This is a genomic window from Mycoplasmopsis gallopavonis (assembly GCF_900660635.1).
GTDB classification, from domain to species: Bacteria; Bacillota_I; Bacilli_A; order Mycoplasmatales; family Metamycoplasmataceae; genus Mycoplasmopsis; species Mycoplasmopsis gallopavonis.
The window spans coordinates 228,841-248,913 of sequence record NZ_LR215031.1; the positions used below are offsets into that span (position 1 = coordinate 228,841).

The 20,073-nt window shown below is 29.6% G+C and carries 26 protein-coding genes, 1 tRNA gene and 1 other RNA gene; 22 read left to right on the plus strand and 6 right to left on the minus strand.

Features of this window, described 5'->3' with window-relative positions; all coding sequences use genetic code 4:
- Positions 1-45 precede the first annotated feature (45 nt).
- The 6 genes from EXC53_RS00800 to ffs all read right to left on the minus strand — a co-directional run bounded on the left by EXC53_RS00800 (position 46) and on the right by ffs (position 5,817).
- Positions 46-1,320: an IS3 family transposase gene (locus tag EXC53_RS00800; protein WP_129724547.1), complete on the minus strand. Its 1,275-nt coding sequence runs from the start codon at positions 1,318-1,320 to the stop codon at positions 46-48.
- 46 nt (positions 1,321-1,366) lie between these two features.
- On the minus strand, positions 1,367-1,489 hold the full coding sequence (locus EXC53_RS04325) for a hypothetical protein (RefSeq protein ID WP_268926793.1): 123 nt from the start codon (positions 1,487-1,489) through the stop codon (positions 1,367-1,369).
- A gap of 226 nt (positions 1,490-1,715) precedes the next feature.
- Positions 1,716-3,596 (minus strand): ABC transporter ATP-binding protein, encoded by a 1,881-nt coding sequence (locus tag EXC53_RS00805; RefSeq protein ID WP_119572224.1) that lies wholly within the window; start codon positions 3,594-3,596, stop codon positions 1,716-1,718.
- A 15-nt stretch (positions 3,597-3,611) separates the two neighbouring features.
- A complete protein-coding gene (locus EXC53_RS00810) occupies positions 3,612-5,429 on the minus strand; it encodes an ABC transporter ATP-binding protein (RefSeq protein WP_223214499.1) in 1,818 nt (605 codons plus the stop codon).
- Between the two features lie 146 nt (positions 5,430-5,575).
- Positions 5,576-5,652, minus strand: a tRNA-Arg gene (locus tag EXC53_RS00815).
- A 68-nt stretch (positions 5,653-5,720) separates the two neighbouring features.
- Positions 5,721-5,817, minus strand: an RNA gene (ffs, locus tag EXC53_RS00820) — signal recognition particle sRNA small type.
- A gap of 117 nt (positions 5,818-5,934) precedes the next feature.
- Between ffs and EXC53_RS00825 the strand changes: the two genes are divergently transcribed.
- From EXC53_RS00825 to EXC53_RS00930, 22 genes are all read left to right on the plus strand, one after another.
- The gene (locus EXC53_RS00825) at positions 5,935-6,342 is read left to right on the plus strand and encodes a hypothetical protein (protein WP_129724549.1); all 408 of its coding nucleotides are present in this window, start codon (positions 5,935-5,937) and stop codon (positions 6,340-6,342) included.
- A gap of 45 nt (positions 6,343-6,387) precedes the next feature.
- Positions 6,388-7,056 carry a (d)CMP kinase gene (gene cmk, locus EXC53_RS00830; protein WP_119572227.1) on the plus strand — a complete coding sequence of 223 codons (669 nt, stop codon included), beginning with the start codon at positions 6,388-6,390 and terminating at the stop codon, positions 7,054-7,056.
- Position 7,057: 1 nt separating this feature from the next.
- Positions 7,058-8,365, plus strand: coding sequence for a ribosome biogenesis GTPase Der (gene der / locus EXC53_RS00835; protein WP_119572228.1), 1,308 nt, complete (start codon positions 7,058-7,060; stop codon positions 8,363-8,365).
- Positions 8,366-8,389: 24 nt separating this feature from the next.
- Positions 8,390-9,664 carry an IS3 family transposase gene (locus EXC53_RS00840; protein WP_129724551.1) on the plus strand — a complete coding sequence of 425 codons (1,275 nt, stop codon included), beginning with the start codon at positions 8,390-8,392 and terminating at the stop codon, positions 9,662-9,664.
- A 169-nt stretch (positions 9,665-9,833) separates the two neighbouring features.
- On the plus strand, positions 9,834-11,486 hold the full coding sequence (locus EXC53_RS00845; protein ID WP_119572085.1) for a ribonuclease J: 1,653 nt from the start codon (positions 9,834-9,836) through the stop codon (positions 11,484-11,486).
- Between the two features lie 5 nt (positions 11,487-11,491).
- Positions 11,492-12,604, plus strand: a complete 1,113-nt coding sequence (locus EXC53_RS00850) for a hypothetical protein (RefSeq protein ID WP_119572086.1) — start codon at positions 11,492-11,494, stop codon at positions 12,602-12,604.
- Positions 12,597-12,938 carry a thioredoxin family protein gene (locus tag EXC53_RS00855; RefSeq protein ID WP_119572087.1) on the plus strand — a complete coding sequence of 114 codons (342 nt, stop codon included), beginning with the start codon at positions 12,597-12,599 and terminating at the stop codon, positions 12,936-12,938. Before EXC53_RS00850 ends, EXC53_RS00855 begins: the two co-directional genes overlap by 8 nt.
- A 300-nt stretch (positions 12,939-13,238) precedes the next feature.
- A complete protein-coding gene (gene rpsJ / locus EXC53_RS00860; protein WP_119572088.1) occupies positions 13,239-13,544 on the plus strand; it encodes a 30S ribosomal protein S10 in 306 nt (101 codons plus the stop codon).
- A gap of 39 nt (positions 13,545-13,583) precedes the next feature.
- On the plus strand, positions 13,584-14,378 hold the full coding sequence (rplC, locus tag EXC53_RS00865) for a 50S ribosomal protein L3 (RefSeq protein WP_119572089.1): 795 nt from the start codon (positions 13,584-13,586) through the stop codon (positions 14,376-14,378).
- Positions 14,378-15,013 (plus strand): 50S ribosomal protein L4, encoded by a 636-nt coding sequence (gene rplD / locus EXC53_RS00870; RefSeq protein WP_119572090.1) that lies wholly within the window; start codon positions 14,378-14,380, stop codon positions 15,011-15,013. The genes rplC and rplD overlap by 1 nt, the downstream gene beginning before the upstream one ends.
- Complete coding sequence (rplW, locus tag EXC53_RS00875) at positions 15,013-15,468, plus strand: 50S ribosomal protein L23 (protein ID WP_119572091.1); 456 nt, start codon at positions 15,013-15,015, stop codon at positions 15,466-15,468. Before rplD ends, rplW begins: the two co-directional genes overlap by 1 nt.
- Before the next feature lie 155 nt (positions 15,469-15,623).
- On the plus strand, positions 15,624-16,469 hold the full coding sequence (gene rplB, locus EXC53_RS00880) for a 50S ribosomal protein L2 (RefSeq protein WP_119572092.1): 846 nt from the start codon (positions 15,624-15,626) through the stop codon (positions 16,467-16,469).
- Complete coding sequence (gene rpsS / locus EXC53_RS00885) at positions 16,469-16,747, plus strand: 30S ribosomal protein S19 (RefSeq protein ID WP_078746948.1); 279 nt, start codon at positions 16,469-16,471, stop codon at positions 16,745-16,747. The genes rplB and rpsS overlap by 1 nt, the downstream gene beginning before the upstream one ends.
- Positions 16,747-17,082: a 50S ribosomal protein L22 gene (gene rplV, locus EXC53_RS00890; RefSeq protein WP_119572093.1), complete on the plus strand. Its 336-nt coding sequence runs from the start codon at positions 16,747-16,749 to the stop codon at positions 17,080-17,082. The genes rpsS and rplV overlap by 1 nt, the downstream gene beginning before the upstream one ends.
- Positions 17,082-17,735 (plus strand): 30S ribosomal protein S3, encoded by a 654-nt coding sequence (rpsC, locus tag EXC53_RS00895; protein WP_119572094.1) that lies wholly within the window; start codon positions 17,082-17,084, stop codon positions 17,733-17,735. The genes rplV and rpsC overlap by 1 nt, the downstream gene beginning before the upstream one ends.
- Entirely contained in the window at positions 17,735-18,157 is a 423-nt protein-coding gene (gene rplP / locus EXC53_RS00900) for a 50S ribosomal protein L16 (protein WP_119572095.1), read from the plus strand. Before rpsC ends, rplP begins: the two co-directional genes overlap by 1 nt.
- Positions 18,157-18,351, plus strand: a complete 195-nt coding sequence (gene rpmC, locus EXC53_RS00905; protein WP_119572096.1) for a 50S ribosomal protein L29 — start codon at positions 18,157-18,159, stop codon at positions 18,349-18,351. Before rplP ends, rpmC begins: the two co-directional genes overlap by 1 nt.
- Before the next feature lie 2 nt (positions 18,352-18,353).
- Entirely contained in the window at positions 18,354-18,623 is a 270-nt protein-coding gene (rpsQ, locus tag EXC53_RS00910) for a 30S ribosomal protein S17 (protein WP_119572097.1), read from the plus strand.
- On the plus strand, positions 18,623-18,988 hold the full coding sequence (gene rplN, locus EXC53_RS00915; protein WP_119572098.1) for a 50S ribosomal protein L14: 366 nt from the start codon (positions 18,623-18,625) through the stop codon (positions 18,986-18,988). Before rpsQ ends, rplN begins: the two co-directional genes overlap by 1 nt.
- 26 nt (positions 18,989-19,014) lie before the next feature.
- Entirely contained in the window at positions 19,015-19,338 is a 324-nt protein-coding gene (gene rplX / locus EXC53_RS00920) for a 50S ribosomal protein L24 (protein WP_119572099.1), read from the plus strand.
- A 2-nt stretch (positions 19,339-19,340) separates the two neighbouring features.
- Positions 19,341-19,886 (plus strand): 50S ribosomal protein L5, encoded by a 546-nt coding sequence (rplE, locus tag EXC53_RS00925; RefSeq protein WP_119572100.1) that lies wholly within the window; start codon positions 19,341-19,343, stop codon positions 19,884-19,886.
- Positions 19,886-20,071 carry a type Z 30S ribosomal protein S14 gene (locus EXC53_RS00930; RefSeq protein ID WP_027333547.1) on the plus strand — a complete coding sequence of 62 codons (186 nt, stop codon included), beginning with the start codon at positions 19,886-19,888 and terminating at the stop codon, positions 20,069-20,071. The genes rplE and EXC53_RS00930 overlap by 1 nt, the downstream gene beginning before the upstream one ends.
- Positions 20,072-20,073 lie beyond the last annotated feature (2 nt).

Genomic DNA, 20,073 nt, shown 5'->3' on the forward strand with positions numbered 1-20,073 from the left:
TACTTTTGAGTAAGTAAACTGGGACACGAAAAGTGGACAAAAAGTTTAATTTACTAAAACACCTCAACACTCTTGAGGTGTTTTTCAATTTAATACTGATTGAATTCTTTCGTTGTTGTATCAAAACACAAAATCATCAATCAGTGATTTTAATTCATTAAAAGTTATTTTTGTAATATCGATTAATTTTAAACATTCTGATTTTAAAATTGAAAAGAAATATTCTGCTTCTCTATTATCTAAAGAATTTCCTACTCTACCCATTGATACAACACCATTGTTTTTCTGAATTAAATCTACATAAGTTTTTGAAGAATATTGGAAACCATGATCAGAATGAGCTATTCATTTTTTATCCATTTTGATTTTAGACATATGTTCCATTACTAGTTCTAAATCATTTCTTTTTGAAATATTATAATTAACAACAAATTTGCTTTTGTGATCAATCGCAACAGATAAAAATACAAAATTGTTTAAGCAATCTTTTGGTGCAGAAATATAAGTAACATCAGTGGCAATTATTTGGTTTGTCTCTCCGTGATAATCACGATTAACAAGATCTATAAATTTTACGTTTGTGTTCTTTTGTTCTCTGTCTATTTTCTTTCTTCTGATTAAACAAAATAAGTTTAATCTTCTCATCGCTCTACCAATAGTCCTATAATTTAGATCTATTTGGAATTTTGTTCTAATATAACTTTCCAATCTTTTTCTACCAAACAAACCCTTATTTTTCTTAAATGACTTAATTATTAATTCATCATATTTAGTATTTACAGATTTTTTTCTTGTTTGCTGCTCTTTAGTTTTTAGATTGTGAATTGTTGACTTAGATTTATTAAAGCATAGGCCCAATTTTCTTGTAGAAAGTGAAGATTTCTTAATTTTAGAAATATCAACTTCAATATTATTTCTATCAAAAGAGTCTTTATAAATTTCTAAAATTTCAATCAATTGTTCCTTAGGCATTTTTTCTCATTCCTTTTTTACAATTTCAATAGGAGTAATTTTTTGCCTTTTTGGTCTACCTGACCCTTTACCTTTTTTAGATGATTTACCTGTTTGCGATTCTATATTTATCATTCCTAAATTATATCTGTTATACTTGAAGACAAAATATTTTTTAGCCTCATTGAATTTTCTATCAAAAAAACTAAAACCTCTGATTGAATAATATTTAAGTTCAAAATCATTTTTTGATATCAAATTATTTTTGTAATCTTCATAACTACCGAATAGTTCTAATCATTCATGTGCCTTTAATTGTCTCATAATACCTCCTAAATATATAAAAACACGAAATATGGTTGTGTCCATATTTCGTGTCCCAGTTTAAAGGGTTTATTTTTTGAATATAAAAAAATTATCTTCCTTTATATTCTCTATTATTTGGGTTCATTTGATTAGATCTATTGTTATTGTTGTGAACATATGATCCATTATTAGGGTTTTTCACATTAGATCTTTGGTCATTTGGTCCAAACATTGTACCTCCTTTCCGTAATAGATTTTTAAGCATCTATTACTAATTAAATAGTTAATAAATTTATTAAGAATTTATTAACTATTAAGTTGTAACTTTAAGTTTGTTACAACTAGTTAAAAATAAAATATTATTTTTAACCATAAATTATCTTACTCCTTATATAAAAAAAAAAAAAAAGTACAAAATATAAAAAAAGAATTAATAAGACGGAAATATTTCCGTCTTATTAATTTCTGTTTTCTGAAAATTGAGCTTGGTATAACTCGTAATAGAAACCTTTTTGAGCCAAAAGTTCTTCATGAGTTCCTTTTTGGATAATGAAACCATTGTCAACAACAATGATTAAATCTGCATTTTTTATTGTACTTAAACGGTGAGCGATAACAAAAGATGTTTTGCCTTCCATTAAACGGAGCATTGCTTTTTGAACCACCTTTTCAGTGCTTGAATCGATGTTACTTGTTGCTTCATCAAGAATTAAAATTGATTTATTTTGTAAAATTGCCCGAGTTAAAGCAAGTAATTGCTTTTGACCTTGCGAAATATTTGCACCGTTATTTTCGATCATTGTATTATAACCATTTTGCATGCTCATAATAAAGTGATGTGCTTTTGTGAGCTTAGCAGCTTCGATTATTTCTTCATCGCTAGCACTTGGTCTTGCTAATTTTAAGTTATCCATGATTGTTTCGTTAAAGAGGAATGAATCTTGCAAGACAACAGTCATATTATCACGGATTGATTCGGTTTGAATATTTTTAAGTTCATATCCGTCTAATTTAATACTTCCGAGATTATAATCATAATATTTACTTAAAATACTAATGATTGTAGTTTTTCCAGCACCTGTGGGTCCAACGATTGCGACTGTTTGACCAGGAAGAGCTTTAAATGAAGCGTTTTTAAGTTGATATTCTTTTAAGTTAGGTGCATATTTAAAATAAACATTTTCAAATTCAATTAAACCTTTAATTTGATTTTGTTTTAAAGTTATTGTTTCTTGTGATTTATCTGGGTTAGGTATTTCTAAAATCTCAAACAAACGACTAGAAGCTGCTATTCCAACTTGCAAGCTAAATGTACTTCCGAGTAAACTTTGAAATGGACCAATGTAGCTTCAACATAAACTTATATACATTAAAATTAGTGAAGGGGTTGGAATTCCATTTTTAGAACCAAAAACACTTAGCCCTCAAACATTAATTTTATATGTAAAAAAGAGTGCAGAAATAAAAGCAATTGCAACAACTATTAGGTTTGAAATAATGCTATATCAGGTGTCAAAACTTTTCGCAATAACATCACCAACATAAGCTGAGTTTCTAATGTTTTTAGTAATTGTTTGAAGTTCTTTATAAATATCTTTTTGACGATCGAAAGCATTTGTAACTTTAGTATTGGTAAGCATCTCTTCAACAAATGAATTAAGATCACCGAAGGCTCTTTGAATTTTTATAAAGTAGGGTTGCGATTTTTTAGTTAAAAGAGCAACTAATCCAAAGAGAACTAAGCTTAACGGAATTACTATTAAACTAAGCTTAGTTGAAACTAGAAAGAGCATAACAATTGAAATCACAATTGAGAAAAACGCTGTTCCAACTTGTGTTAGCATTTGGAAAATAGAATTAGCAACATTGTTAACATCAACAATTAATCTTGAAATAAGATCACCTGTTTTGCGTTTATCGTAAAAACTCATTGGCATTTTATGCAATTTTTCAATAATTTCATTTCGTAAATTTGCACCAGAACGAAATGCTACTTTTGTATATAAATAACTTTCCAAATACCTAAAAATACCATAAAGAATAAAAGCAAGAGCTAAAAGAATGATGGTAATACTAAAGTTAGTTAAATCAAATTTGGCTTGACTTTCTATAACTGGTTCAAAAAAGACTTTAACAACAAGACCGATTAAACCACTTCCGATAATATAGAAAACGGAATTGAGAAAACTAAAAAATAATCCTCAGTAAAAACAAGATTTTTCTCTTAGTAAATAACGATAAAGATTGAGAAACACTTTTCAATTTGAATGCTGTTCTTTTTTATTTTGGAGAGAAATTGAAATTTCTTTTTCAATTTCTCTTGTTTCAATGTTTTCCATTAGTGCTCCTCCTTATTATTGCATTAATTGATTATTATAAATATCACTATATCATTGACATTTTTCAAGAAGTTGTTCATGAGTTCCGCTAGCTATAATCTCACCTTTATCCATTACTAAAATTTGATCAGCATGTTTAATTGAATTAATTTTTTGCGACACAATAATTGTGGTGCATGAGTAATTTTTTTGAATATTACTAATCAAGTTTTTAGTTGTGATATTATCAAGTGCACTAGTTGAATCATCTAGTATTAAAATCTTAGGATCAATCAATAAACTACGAGCAATACTTAATCTTTGTTTTTGTCCACCACTTAAATTTTTTCCTTTTTGAGCTATTTTGTGTTCTAAGCGATCAGGGAAAGTTTGGATAAAACTTTTAGCACAAGCATTATTAAGTGCTTTTTCTAATTCTTGCTCGGTTGCACTTGGTTTTGCAAAAAGAAGATTTGAACGAATTGTACCAGCATAAAGTAGTGATTCTTGATAGACAATTGCAACTTTACTGTGCAAATCTTTACTATTAATTTCCTTAACTTCTTTACCATTAATCAAAATTTGACCTTCACTATATTTCATATTATTAACAATGAGGTTTACGAGCGTACTTTTTCCACTCCCTGTTGGGCCAATAATTCCAAGAGTTTGACCGCCTTGAATTTTAAAATTAATATTTGCTAGTGCATAATCTTTTGAAGTTTCAAAGTACTTAAAGTTAACATTCTTAAATTCAACACCATAATTTTTAATATCATTAACTTCACCATAATTGTTAGTAATATTATATCCACCAGTAACATATAAATCGTCATATTCTAAATTAAAGACTTCTGTAATTCTCTTGGCACTAATTTTAGCTTTAATAGTTGCACCAATAAAAGTTGAAAAGGTAACTATCCCTAGTGCTAAGATAAATTCATATTCAACAAAAACATTAATTTTAGCAAGAAGTTGTTTGTCAACATTTTGATTTTGGCTTAGAATATAACCAGCCATAATGAAGATAGCAACAATAACAAGATTTACAATTGTAAAGAAAGCAGGAGTTCCTAAAGATAAAAACTTATAAGTTTTAGTTTCTGTTTGTAGTCATTTATTATTGATATTAAAGAATTTGCTTTTTTGTTTTTCTTGTAAATTATAAGCACGAATAAATTTTGTACCAATAATAGTTTCTTCAGACTCTTTTGTAACTTGATCTAAGTTTTTACGATTCTTCTTAATTAATGGATTGGTTTTTGCAAACATAAAAAGAAAAATAGCAATTAAAACCGGAATGATAAATGCAATTGTTCAAGCGAAATTAATATCAGTTTGAAATGCGAAAACTAAACCAACAACAATAAAAAGCGGAGCTTTGATTAATGAAGTTGAAGCATTAATTAAGAAATCTCAAAAAATTCCAACATCATCATTGATTCGTGTAATCAAACTCTCTGGTGTCAGCTTGGTAATGTCTTTTAAACTTAATTTTTGATATTTTTCAAAAAGTCTATCACGATAAAAGTTTGAAGCATTTTCACCAGCTCATATAATGATTAAAATACTAATAATCGAAGTAATTGCTGCTGCTAAAATTGCACTTAAAGTGAGGACTATTAAGACAGTTAAAACTTGCTTAATCGGTCCTTGATAAAGAACTACCCCCTGAAATAAAACTATTTTTTCAAGCATCACTTGATTTGAATCAGATTTAGGACTAGGAATTAATAACGGAATAAATTGAGAAATCAAAATCGGAATAAGCATTGTTAGTGCCACTGAAATAAAAACAAAAAAAATCCCAATAAGAAATTGCATCTTAGTTTTTCGTGGCAGCATTTTAAACATTTGTCACATTTTGACTCCTTAAAATAATTTATTTAAATTATATTTATATAGTTTAGTTTTGTAAAATTATAACATTTAAAAACCCCTAAATTAGATTTAGGGGTTAAGTTTTTCTAGTAAATTATTCAAAAAGTGCAATAAAAAAATGGCGATCACGACAGGATTCGAACCTGTGACAACCAGCTTAGAAGGCTGATGCTCTATCCAACTGAGCTACGCGACCACTCTTTAAATATTTTACCTTAAAAAAATTATTTTTTTGAGATTTTTTTCGAAAAATATTTAACTTAAAAAGTTTATAAAACCACTAGACACAACACTTCCTCATGTGGCTGCTTCAATTACGACCTGACCAGGTTAGTGGGTTATTGTTCTAATGGCTCTAATATTATAGCAAAAGTAAGTTAAAATGCAAGATTTTTGATTTTTTATTGATTTTCATAAATAAACTAAATTGTTTTCAAAAACATTATATGTTTTTAAAATTTACTATAAAATTACATATATGAATTTCACCAAGGAAAGACAAGTTTCAAATTTTAAAGATCTTAAAAAGTTAGCTATTAAAAATGACCTTGCTCTTCAAGGTGAATTAAAATGACTAGCTAAATATGTTAATGTTGATGATTTAGCTTCTGATAATCAAGCTAATTTAGTCAAAGTTAATCAAATTGGTCTTGATCCTAAAACAATTTTAAATTCTGATTTATCAATTTTACAAAGTAATTTTCAAGATTTAGAAAATCAATTTTTATTAGAAGCAGGTTGTTTTATGGATGCATATTCATTTGAAAGCGATTCAATTGATTGAATGCTTTCTTTAGTCGACCAAAACAGTGCTAAAAAAGAACAAAATCAACCACAAGATATGCATAACACCACTAAAATTATTGTCAATAAATTAGACATTTAATCATAGTGTTGTTTTTATTTATATTTTTTTTGAGAGGAAGACATTATGAAACGAAAGGTAAATATTGCAATTGATGGTCCATCTGGAGCTGGAAAATCAACAGTTGCTAATGAAATTGCAACGAGATTAGGATATACTTTTATTAATAGCGGAAGCGTTTATCGTGCAATTGCTTATAATGCTGTTCAACAAGGAATTGAAACAATCGATAAAGAAGGTGTAATTGCTTCATTGCGTCCTGATATGATTTCTTTAGATTGTGATGACAAAATTTTTCTTGACGGTGAAGATATTTCAAAGAAAATTCGTGCTGAATATATTTCACAAATTACCCCAAATGTTGCTAAGATTCCGGAGGTGCGTGCATATGTTGTTGATTTAGTGCAACATATGACTAAAAAACGCAAAGGTTTTATTATTGATGGTCGTGATACAACTTTTAAATTAATGCCTCATGCAGAAGTGAAGATCTTTTTATGAGCAGATCCAGAAGAACGAGCAAGACGCAGATGAAATCAAAATAAAATTTTAGGTTTCGAAACAGATTATAATGAAGTACTTTACGATGTTAAAAAGCGTGACGCACAAGATATGAATCGTGAAGTTGATCCGCTCCACAAAACAGAAGATTCTGTTTTAATTGATTGTACAAAAATGAATCAAGAAGAAGTCATTGAAGCAATTATCGATTTAGTTAATCAGAAAGTAGGCTAAAATGCGTAATACAGTAGCTATTATCGGAAAACCAAATGTTGGAAAAAGTACCTTTTTTAATCGTTTAATCGGAAGAAAAATTTCTATTGTTCACGATCAACCAGGAGTTACTCGTGATCGTCTTTATGAAACAGTTTCTTGATCAGGACATGAATTAAAAATTATTGACACAGGTGGAATTGAAATTGAGAATCGTCCCTTTCAAGAACAAATTCAAATTCAAGCAAAAATTGCAATTGAAGAAGCTGATGTTATCATCTTCTTATTTGATGGTCATAATGAAATTACTAATGATGATATGTTTATTATGAACATACTAAGAAAAAGTAATAAACCTATTATTGCTGTTGCTAATAAATTAGAAAATAATCAACAATTCGATTATGGTTGATACCGTCTTGGGGTTGAAAATATTTATCCAATTAGTGCACTTCATGGTGAGGGAATTGGAGAAGTTCTCGATAAATGTTTAACATATTTAGATTTTACAGATACTCAAAAAGAAGATCTTTTTAATTTAGCTATTATCGGAAAACCCAATGCAGGAAAGAGTTCGCTACTAAATAACCTTGCTAAGGAAAATCGTTCAATTGTTTCGGATATAGCTGGAACAACTCGTGATAGTGTTAGTTCAGTTTTAGAAATTGATGGTCGCAAATATAATGTTATCGATACAGCCGGAATCACTCGAAAATCAAAATTGGTCGAAAGTGTTGATCATTATGCTTTAATGCGTGCAATGAATTCGCTTGCAGCTGCTGACTTATCACTTGTTGTAATTGATGCTACTCAAGAGGAATTCTCTCACTTTGATTCAAGAATTATAGGATATGCTCTTGATAATGAAAAACCAATTATTGTAGTTGTGAATAAGTGAGATTTAGTTGCTAAAGAAACTAATACAATGGCTCAATTTGAAAAGAAAATGAGAAATAAATTTCACTTTGTTCCGTGAGTACCTTTCGTTTTTATCTCTGCTAAATATAATCAAAGAGTTAATAAGCTTTTTGATACTTTAAATTTAGTGCGAACAAATTTAGAACGTGATATTAAACCTTCTTTACTCTCAAATTTAGTTTTAGAATCACAATTAATTCAACCAGCTCAACCATATAACGGAGGTCGTCTTAATATTTATTATGTTCGTCAAGAAAGAGCTAAAATTCCAACATTTACATTTTTTGTTAATAACAAAAAATATTTACACTTCTCATATCAAAGGTTTTTAGAAAATCAACTGCGTGCAACTTTTGATTTTACAGGTTGTCCGCTTCAACTGAATTTTAAAAATAAAAATGGTTTAGAATAAAAAGTCTAAACTAGGACACGAAATATGGACACAACCATATTTCGTGTTTTTATATATTTAGGAGGTATTATGAGACAATTAAAGGCACATGAATGATTAGAACTATTCGATAGTTATGAAGATTACAAAAATAATTTGATATCAAAAAATGATTTTGAACTTAAATATTATTCAATCAGAGGTTTTAGTTTTTTTGATAGAAAATTCAATGAGGCTAAAAAATATTTTGTCTTTAAGTATAACAGATATAATTTAGGAATGATAAATATAGAATCGCAAACAGGTAAATCATCTAAAAAAGGTAAAGGGTCAGGTAGACCAAAAAGGCAAAAAATTACTCCTATTGAAATTGTAAAAAAGGAATGAGAAAAAATGCCTAAGGAACAATTGATTGAAATTTTAGAAATTTATAAAGACTCTTTTGATAGAAATAATATTGAAGTTGATATTTCTAAAATTAAGAAATCTTCACTTTCTACAAGAAAATTGGGCCTATGCTTTAATAAATCTAAGTCAACAATTCACAATCTAAAAACTAAAGAGCAGCAAACAAGAAAAAAATCTGTAAATACTAAATATGATGAATTAATAATTAAGTCATTTAAGAAAAATAAGGGTTTGTTTGGTAGAAAAAGATTGGAAAGTTATATTAGAACAAAATTCCAAATAGATCTAAATTATAGGACTATTGGTAGAGCGATGAGAAGATTAAACTTATTTTGTTTAATCAGAAGAAAGAAAATAGACAGAGAACAAAAGAACACAAACGTAAAATTTATAGATCTTGTTAATCGTGATTATCACGGAGAGACAAACCAAATAATTGCCACTGATGTTACTTATATTTCTGCACCAAAAGATTGCTTAAACAATTTTGTATTTTTATCTGTTGCGATTGATCACAAAAGCAAATTTATTGTTAATTATAATATTTCAAAAAGAAATGATTTAGAACTAGTAATGGAACATATGTCTAAAATCAAAATGGATAAAAAATGAATAGCTCATTCTGATCATGGTTTCCAATATTCTTCAAAAACTTATGTAGATTTAATTCAGAAAAACAATGGTGTTGTATCAATGGGTAGAGTAGGAAATTCTTTAGATAATAGAGAAGCAGAATATTTCTTTTCAATTTTAAAATCAGAATGTTTAAAATTAATCGATATTACAAAAATAACTTTTAATGAATTAAAATCACTGATTGATGATTTTGTGTTTTGATACAACAACGAAAGAATTCAATCAGTATTAAATTGAAAAACACCTCAAGAGTGTTGAGGTGTTTTAGTAAATTAAACTTTTTGTCCACTTTTCGTGTCCCAGTTTAGTCCGTTTTGGACTTTTTTATTTAAAACATTTTAAGTCTAAAAAGTCTAATATCTAAGAGTTTGGTATAATAGAAAATAATTAAACGCTTATAAATTTTCAATTTGAATAATTTACTCTATTTAATAAAGGAGAAACAATGGAAAACATTAATATTTTTGCTCTTGGTGGGCAAGATGAAAACGGAAAAAACTGTTATGTTTTTGAAATTGATAACTCGATTTTCTTAGTTAATGCAGGTGTTAAAATTCCCATTAACTCGCAAAATGGTGTTGATACTTTAATTCCTGATTTTAGTTACTTAGAAAAAAACAAGACTAAAATAAAAGGTATTTTTATAACTGATGTGAAAAATGAATCATTTAGTGCACTTCCGTGACTTGTGATGAAAATTCCGGGAATTAAAATTTACACTTCGAGTTTCAATAAAGTTTTAATTCACGAAAGACTTAATAAATATAATATTTCAGAACATAATTACAAAATTATTGTAATTAATCAAAAAACGAAATTTGGTAATTTAATAATTGATCCTATTAATTTATCAGGAAGTATGCCTGGTAATTTAGGGTACAACTTTATTACTCCGCATGGAAGTTACCTTTTTCTTTTTAACTTTGCTTTAGGAGATCTTGGAATTTATGGAAAAACAAGTTTAGAATCTCTTAAAGAAACCGTTAAAGACAAAGAATTAATTGCTTTAATTGCTGATGCAGGAAAAAGTAATGTAGCCGGTGAATCAATTTCAAAATTTAATCAATCAAAACAATTAGTCGAAGCTTTTGAAACAACAAATGGTGATCAAAGAATTATTATTGGAGCTTACGATGAAGAAATGGCGGTGTTAGAACGAGTTTTAGAACTAGCGAGCAAACACGATCGTCCTGTTGTTGCTTATGGAAAAACTTACGCACAGCTACTTTATTTAATCAGTAAAATTAACTCTAATTTAAAATTACCAAACATTGTTGATTATAAAAACATCAATAAACATCCAAATGCAGTGGTTTTAGTAACTGGTTCAATTGATCGACTTTATTTAAGATTTTTAAGAATTACAGATGGTAAAGATGTTTACTTAAAATTATCTAATAAAGATACTATTGTAATGCTCGCTCCACCTGTCAATGGACTTGAATCGCTTGCTGCATTAACTTTGGATGAAATTGCAAAAATTGCACCTAAACTTTACGATATCATGGAAAATGAATATTTCCGTGCTCGCCCAACACGTCAAGATTTATTAAATTTAGTTTTAGCTTTAAAACCACATCACTTTATTCCGACCCAAGGACTGTATCGTTATTTAGTTGATTCAGCTAACTATATTAGTAACGACAAACTTGCTAAAAAAACTACTAGTCCAATTATTTTGTTAAATGGTAAAATTGCCCACTTTGTTGATGGAAAACTATTTAGTCTTAATGGAAAAGTCAAAGAAGTAGGAGATACTATTATTGATGGTTTTGGTGTTGGTGATATTTCAAGTGAAGTAATTGCAGAGCGTGAAGCTCTTGGAAGAGAAGGGGTAATTGTTATTAATACACTTTATTCTCCTAAAACTAAAAAACTTCTTGGACAGCTCCATATTAATTATGTTGGGGTAATTGATCCTAGCGAACAAATGGCAATTGACACTTTAATTAAAGAAGTTATTCTTGATATTTTAGAAAACAAAGAATTTACAACCATGCGAGAACTTAATGAACGACTTAGAAAATCAATTCGTAAGAAAATTTTTAAATTAACTGACAAAGATCCGATGATTGCTTTAACTTTAACTACAATTTAGTAATTATGAAACTTCAAAAATTATTCGCACTTGCTAATCTTAAATTTCTTGAAGATTACCAAGAAAAAGATCGATGAATGACCAAAAGCAAGAGCCAAGCAAAATGAATTTTATTAATTGTTGCTTTGACTTGCTTTTTATTATTTAGTTATGGATTTTGTTATTATTTAAAAGTTTTACCTAATTTTTTAACAAAAATTTATTATTATGTTTTCGATTTAAATTTTGGTGTTGCAATTTTCTTCTTTTTACCATGAGGAATTATTACTTTGGTTCTTGGAATTATTTTGTTTAGTTATGAAACCAAATTAATTAGCATCAGAAGCATACTTTTTAAGTATCCACTTAAAAAGTATCTAAATAATATTTTATTTAGTTTTGGTTGTTTAACATTTGTTGCTTTAATGATTTTGTATCTAGTTTTAGCTAAAAAAAATGAGCAATTTATTGATTTTCAAATTTATGTTGATGAACTTTTTGAACGTGGGTGATATACTCATTATTATTTAAAAAACACTCCCGATATTAATCATTTAGGATTTTGACTTCATCATTTTTTCAATCTTTTAATGGTTATTACCGTTTCACCAGTTTTATTAATTTTATTGATTATTCTTTTTGCTTTATTTAGTGTTTTAGCTTTATTTTGACCTTATTTAAAATTAATTAAATTTGGAAAAAATCGAAGCTGAGTTAATCTTTATAAAACATTAAAGTATAAGCGTAGTGATTTTGAACTAACTAATTCAGTTGAAGATTTAGTCGAATTTGGACGCTTTGTTTTTAAAAATAAATTAGATCAAATTCAAAATCTTAGTCTTATTAAATTTTGTCAACAATTGGCTTTTGAGTTAAAAACAGAAGAGAATGCAAAAAAACTATATAATATTTTCAAAACTAATCAAACTAGCTTATTAACTGAAAAACAAGAAAAAACTAATTTAAAAGAGGTAAAAACTAAGCTTTTAGATTTAGATAGTTTACAAAGAGTTAGTCTTAGCCAGAACCAAACGGAATGAAAACCAAATTTAGCTTACGGAAATAGAGACCAACACACTAAGTTTGATAAAACAGTTAAAGATAGCTTTGATATTACAATGGAGGAAAAAGATGCTTAAAAAATATTCATGAGCAGAAGCGGAAGCAATTATTAATAAAAATCAAGATGACAAATTGATTTTCTTAGAATTTACCACTACTTGATGTGGTGATTGCCAAATGATGAGACCAATTGTTCAACAAGTTGTTTCAAAATATAGTAACAACCCAAATATTCAATTTATCGAAGTAGACGCTGAAGAAGCTCAATTATTTAGAAACCCAGATACCAAATGAAAAGTATTAAAAGTCCCAACTTTAATGCTTATTCAAGGACAAGAAATTTTAGAAAAAGGTTATGAATACATTCCGGCAGAAATCTTAGAAAGTTGAATTGATAAAAAGGTATCTTAATATTTTTAAACTGAGTTAAATAATCCTAATTTGAGATTAGGATTATTTTTATTTCGGACTCAATTTATTTTAGAAACGAATACTAATTAGATATATAATAATCATGATACACCAAAAGCAGTGGTTAAAAAAATTAATCAAAAAACTTTCTGAATTTTCTATTTTGATTTTAAAAGTTTTAATCTATAATATAAAAGCAACTATGCGGGGAACTATAAGGTTGTTAAGGTGCCAGAAGTTGTTGAGGACACCTTAAGTTTTTATAGGGAGCATTGTTCAAAAGAACAAAGGAGACAACTGATGAGTAAATTAAACATCAAAGTTAAAGGATTTGATCACGCTTTAGTAGATCAAGCAGCTAAAAAAATCTTTTTAGCAGCTAAAGAAACAAATGCTAAAGTAAGTGGACCAGTTCCTTTACCAACAAAAAGAGATGAGATTACTATCTTAAGATCAGTTCACGTTAACAAGAAAAGTCGTGAACAATTCGAAAGTAGAACTCACCAAAGATTAGTAGTTATTACTGATCCATCTGAACAAACACAAGATAAAATTAAAAGACTTGAGTTACCAGTTGGTGTTGAAATTCAAGTTAAAGTTAAGTAATTGCTTAACTTCACTCAAATTACAATTTAAGGAGAAATTATGAAAGGAATCTTAGGACGTAAAGTTGGTATGACTCAAATTTACAGCGAAACAGGACAAAGAGTTCCAGTAACTGTAATCGAAGTACAACCAAATGTTGTATCAAAAGTTTTAACAGACGACAAAAACGGTTATGTAGCAACACAACTTGCTGTTTTTGATAAAAAAGCAAGTCGTTCAAACAAACCTGAAACAGGTCACTTTGCTAAAGCTAATACAACACCTAAGCGCTACGTAAAAGAAGTTCGTGGAATGTCAGGTTACGAACTTGGGCAAGAAATTAAAGCTGACATTTTTGTTGCTGGTGAACTTGTAGATGTTACAGGAACATCAAAAGGAAAAGGATTTGCAGGAACAATTAAAAGACACAATCAACACATTGGTCCAAAATCTCACGGTGGAGGGGGAGGTTCACAACCTGTTCGTCAAACCGGATCACTTGGGGATATTTCAGGAAACAAAGTTGTTAAAGGTATGACAATGCCAGGACAACTTGGAAATGTTAAAACAACAGTTCAAAATCTTGAAATTATTAAAGTTGATTTACAAAACAATTTACTTTTAATTAAAGGTTCTATTCCAGGTCCTAAAAAAGGTTTTGTTATGGTTAAAGAAGCTGTTAAAGGATTACCTAGCCATGACGCAGTTGTTCTTGTTGATGTACAAGAAGTTATGCTTATGAACGAATTAGTTGAAAAAGCTAAAAAATACAATGTTGAAGTAACAGTTGGAATGCACTCAGATGAACTTAAAAAGTTAATCGAAGAAGCAGAAGCAAAAGAAGGAGATAAATAATGGCAGATAAAGTTATTGTTAAAAACGACAAAAATGTTGTTAAAGTAGAATTCGATGCTGTTTTACCTTCAAATCTTTTTGCTGTTGAAAAAGTTTATGGACAAGCTATTTTTGACACAATTCTTTCTGAAAGAGCTTCAAGACGTCAAGGAACACACCAAGTTAAAAACCGTGCAGAAGTTTCAGGAAGTGGTAAAAAACCATGAAGACAAAAAGGAACAGGACGTGCACGTCACTCATCTATGCGTTCACCTATTTGAGTAGGTGGAGGTAGAGCTTTTGGTCCTCAATCTGAAAGAAACTATACACTTAAAGTTAACAAGAAAGTTAAATATGCTGCTTTTGTATCAGCTTTAACTATGTTAGCTCAAGATAAAGCTGTTGCAGTTAATGATTTAAGTTTAGATTCAATTTCTACAAAAAAACTTGTTTCTTTATTAGAATCTCTTAATGTTAACAATTTAAAGCGTGTTTTAATTGTTACAGAAGATTTAAATGTATTTAAATCAGCTAGAAACTTACCAAATGTTTCAACTTCAAAAGCAAATTCTCTTACAGTAGAAGAATTAGTTGGAGCAGATGTTATGATTATTTCAAACGAAAGTTTAAAATTACTTGAAGGGAGAGCTAGATAATGGAATTAACAAGAGTTATTAAATCTCCTATTTTAACAGAGAAAACAGATACACTTAGAGCTGGTGGAGTTTATACATTTAAAGTAGACTACCATGCTAATAAACATCAAATTGCTCAAGCGATTGAAACAATTTTCAATGTAAAAGTAACAAAAGTAAATACAATCAAAGTTGAAAAACAACCAAAAAGTGTTGGACGTTTCCATGGATTTACAAACCGTTACAAAAAAGCTATGGTATGAATCGAAGGTGATTCATTAAACTACTTACCAGAAGATCAAGAAGCAGTTGAATCAGAAGAAGCAAAAGCAAGCAAAGCAGAAAAAGCTGCTAAAGCAAGCGAAGTAGAAAACAAAGTTGCTGCAAAATTAGCTCAAAAGAAAGCATCAGCTACAAAAGCTGCTAAAGCTCCTGTAAAACAAACTACAACAAGACGTAAAATGGGTGCTGAATAATAAAAACTCAAATTTACTCAAAGACTATATTAATATACACACTTACACATTTTAAAAATTAAACATTCAATAATTATTATTAAATAAGCGGAAAAATATTTCTTGCTTAAAAGATAGATCCGCAATTATTTTTAAGCAAAAGGAGAATTGACAAAATGGCAATTAAACATTATAAGCCAACTACAAACGGTCGTAGAAACATGTCATCTCTTGATTACAAACACATTTTATCTGGTCACGCACCTACAAAATCACTTTTAGTGAATTTAAAAAACCATGCAGGGCGTAACAACCAAGGTAAAATTACTGTTAGACATCATGGAGGACGTGTTAAAAGATTCTACAGACTTGTAGACTTTAAACGTAACAAAGACAATATTCCTGCTATTGTTAAAACAATTGAATATGATCCAAACAGATCAGCAAACATTTGTTTATTAGCATATGCAGATGGAGAAAAAAGATACATTTTAGCTCCTAAAGGAATTCAATTAGGACAAACAGTTATTTCAGGACCGGAAGCTGACATTATTGTTGGTAACGCATTACCTCTTGCAAACATTCCTGAAGGTACATTTGTTCACAACATCGAAATGCAACCAGGAGGTGGAGGTATTATTGCACGTAGTGCTGGTACATCTGCTCAAATTCTTGGTAAAGATGAAGATGGAAAATACGTTGTTTTAAGATTAAAATCAGGTGAAACACGTCGTATTTTAGCACGTTGTCGTGCAACAGTAGGTATTGTTGGAAACGAAGAATACTTACTTGTTAATGTTGGTAAAGCTGGAATCAATAGACACAAAGGGATCAGACCTACAGTACGTGGATCAGTTATGAACCCAGTAGATCACCCACATGGTGGAGGGGAAGGTAAACAACCAGTTGGTCGTAAAGCTCCTCTTACTCCATGAGGTAAAAAAGCTCTTGGTGTTAAAACAAGAAAAACTAAAAAATCTTCAAATAAACTTATTTTAAGAAGAAGAAAGGATGCTAAATAATGGCACGTAGTCTTAAAAAAGGTCCATTCGCCGATGAACATTTACTTAAAAAAGTAGATGCCATTGTTGAAGGAAAAGCACCTAAAAAACCTATTAAAACTTGATCAAGACGTTCAACAATCTTCCCAAGTTTTGTTGGTTTAACATTTGCAGTACACAATGGAAAACAATTTATTGAAGTTTATGTAACTGACGATATGGTTGGACATAAATTAGGAGAATTCGCACCTACAAGAACATTCTCAGGTCACGGTGCAGATAAAGGTAAGAAAAAATAATGCAAGCTAAAGCACATTTAAAATTACAAAGAACAAGTGTTAAAAAATCTAAATGAGTCGCAGATTTAGTTAGAGGAAAAGATGTTCAATTAGCACTTGGTATCTTACACAACACAAACAAAAAATCTTCTCCTATGTTCATTAAATTAATTAATTCAGCTATTGCAAATGCTACAAACAACCACGGAATGGATGCATCAAAATTATTCGTAAAAGAAGTTTATGTTACAGAAGGTCCAACACTTAAAAGATTCCAACCAAGAAGCCAAGGAAGAGCATATTCAATTTTAAAACGTACATCAAACTTCACAGTAGTATTAGAGGAGAGAAACTAATGGGACAAAAAGTTAATCCTAATGGATTCCGTTACGGAATTACAAAACAACACAATTCACAATGATTTGCTGAAAAAGTAAATTTAGGTAAATACTTAGTTGAAGACGCAAAAATCTACAAGTTTTTTGAAAAATTAGTACGTAAATATGAACTTGGTAAAGTTGAAGTTAAAAGAAACCAACAAAACAAAATCACTGTTGTATTACACACAGCTAAACCTGGGGTAATCTTAGGTACAGAAGGTAAAAATATTCAAGAATTAACTGTTTCATTACAAAAATTCTTAAAAAACAAACACGCAAACATTAATTTACAAGTTGTAGAACTTGCTAAACCAGAATTAAATGCAAAATTACTTGCAGAAATGATTGCAACAAAATTAGAAAACCGTGAAAGCTTCCGTTCAGCACAAAAAATCGCAATTAGAAGTGCAATGCGTGCTGGAGCTAAAGGAATTAAAACTTCAGTTAGTGGACGTTTAAACGGAGTTGATATGGCTCGTACAGAAGGATATTCTGAAGGAGAAATGAAACTTCACACACTTAGACAAAATGTTGATTACGCAACAGCAACAGCGAGAACAACATATGGAGCAATTGGTGTTAAAGTTTGAGTATCATTAGGTGAAATTTTGGAAGGAGAAAATAAATAATGCTTCAACCAAAAAGAACAAAATATAGAAAACCATTCTTAGTAAAACACGACAAACGTAAGGCAACAAAAGGTAACACAGTTGCTTTTGGAGAATTTGGTTTACAAGCAGTTACTTCAGCTTGAGTAACAGCAAGACAAATCGAATCAGCTCGTATTGCTGCTACACGTAGAATGGGACGTGAAGGACAAGTTATTATTCGTATCTTCCCTCACTTTGCAAAAACATCTAAACCTATCGGAGTTCGTATGGGTTCTGGTAAGGGTGCACCTGAATTATGATACACAGCAGTTAAAGTAAACACAATGATGTTTGAAGTTTCTGGAGTTTCAGAAGAAATAGCACGTGATGCGTTACGTCTAGCTGGACACAAATTACCTGTTAAATGAAAAATTGTTAAAAAATCAGAAGGGGATAAATAATGCTTTATAAAGACTTACAAAAAAAATCAGTTGAAGAATTAACACAATTAGTTGTTGATTTAAAAGCAGAATTATTTACATTAAGATATAGAAATGTAACAGGTGACTTAAAAGAAACACACAAAATTTCAGTAATTAGAAAAGATATTGCCAAAGCTCTTACTGCTTTAAACGAAAAACAAGGAGCAAAATAATCATGGAAAGAAATACAAGAAAAACATTAGTAGGAACAGTTGTTTCAGCAGGTAAAACTGCCAAAACAATTATTGTTGCTGTTGATACATACAAAAAACACCCTCTTTACTCAAAACGTTTTAAATCTACAAAACGTTTTGCTGTACATGATGAAAACCACGAAGCAAAACTTGGTGACATTGTTGTTATCATGGAAACAAGACCACTTTCAAAAACAAAACACTTTAGATTAGTTTCAATCAAAGAAGCAGCAGTTGAAGGAGCAAAATAATGCTTTTAGAACTTTCAAGAGCAAATGTTGCAGATAACACAGGTGCTAAAGAAATCGGTGTTATTCGTATTTTAGGTGGTTCAAAGAAAAAAGTTGCTAAAATCGGTGACGTTATCGTATGTTCAGTTAAAAAAGCTATGCCAAATGGTATGGTTAAAGAAGGGCAAGTAGTTAAAGCTGTTGTAGTTCGTTCAAGTTACGGAATTCACCGTGACAACGGTTCATACATTCGTTTTGACGATAATGCTGTTGTAATACTTAAAGAAGATGGAACACCACGTGGAACACGTGTGTTTGGTCCAGTAGCACGTGAAATTCGTGAAAAATATCCAAAAATCGTTTCTCTTGCACCAGAGGTATTATAATTAGTTATTTTAAGGAGAATTAAATTATGAAATTCAAAAAAGATGATGAAGTAATCGTTATTGCTGGTAAAGAAAAAGGAAAAATTGGAAGAATTGAAAAAGTATTACACAAACAAAACAGAGTTATTATTAAAGATATCAACATTGTAACAAAACACAACAAACCTACACAACAAAACCAAGATGGTTCTATTACTGAAAAAGAAGCTCCAATTCATGCATCAAATGTTGCTTATTTAGTTAAAAAAGCATCAAAAAACTCTCCGGCAGAATTTTCAAAACTTGGATATTCAAAAAACAAAGATGGTAAAAAAGTGAGAGTTGTAAGAAAAACTAAGAAGGAAATTTAATTATGTTAAAAAATACATATAAAGAAAAAGTAATCCCTGCTTTACAAGAAAAATACAACTACTCATCTATTATGGAAGTACCAAGAATTGAAAAAGTCGTATTAAATATGACAGCTGGAAAAGAAGTTTCAAACTCAAAAGCTATTGAAGAAGTTTTACAAGAATTAACTTTAATTTCTTCTCAAAAACCATTTCAAACAAAAGCTAAGAAATCAAACGCTTCATGAAAATTACGTGAAGGAATGCCTATGGGTGGAAAAGTTACACTTCGTAGAGATAGAATGTGAGAATTCTTAGAAAAATTAATTAATGTTGCAATGCCACGTATTCGTGATTTTCGTGGTGCAAATCCTAAAGCATTTGACGGAAGAGGAAACTTTGCATTAGGAATTAAAGAGGAAATTATTTTCCCAGAAATCGAATTTGACAAAATTCGTCGTATTAAAGGACTTGATGTTCTTATTGTAACAACAGCAAAATCTGATTCTGAAGCTAAAAGTTTATTAGAACTTTTAGGAGTACCATTTGACAAAAAAGGAGCTAAATAATGGCTAGAAAAGCATTAATCGAAAAAGCAAAGCGTCAACCTAAATTTGCAGTTCGTGCTTATACACGTTGTGAATTATGTGGTCGTCCACATGCTGTTTTAAGAAAATACAAAGTATGTCGTATCTGCTTTAGAAACCTTGCACATGAAGGTAAAATTCCAGGTATGAAGAAAGCGAGTTGATAATT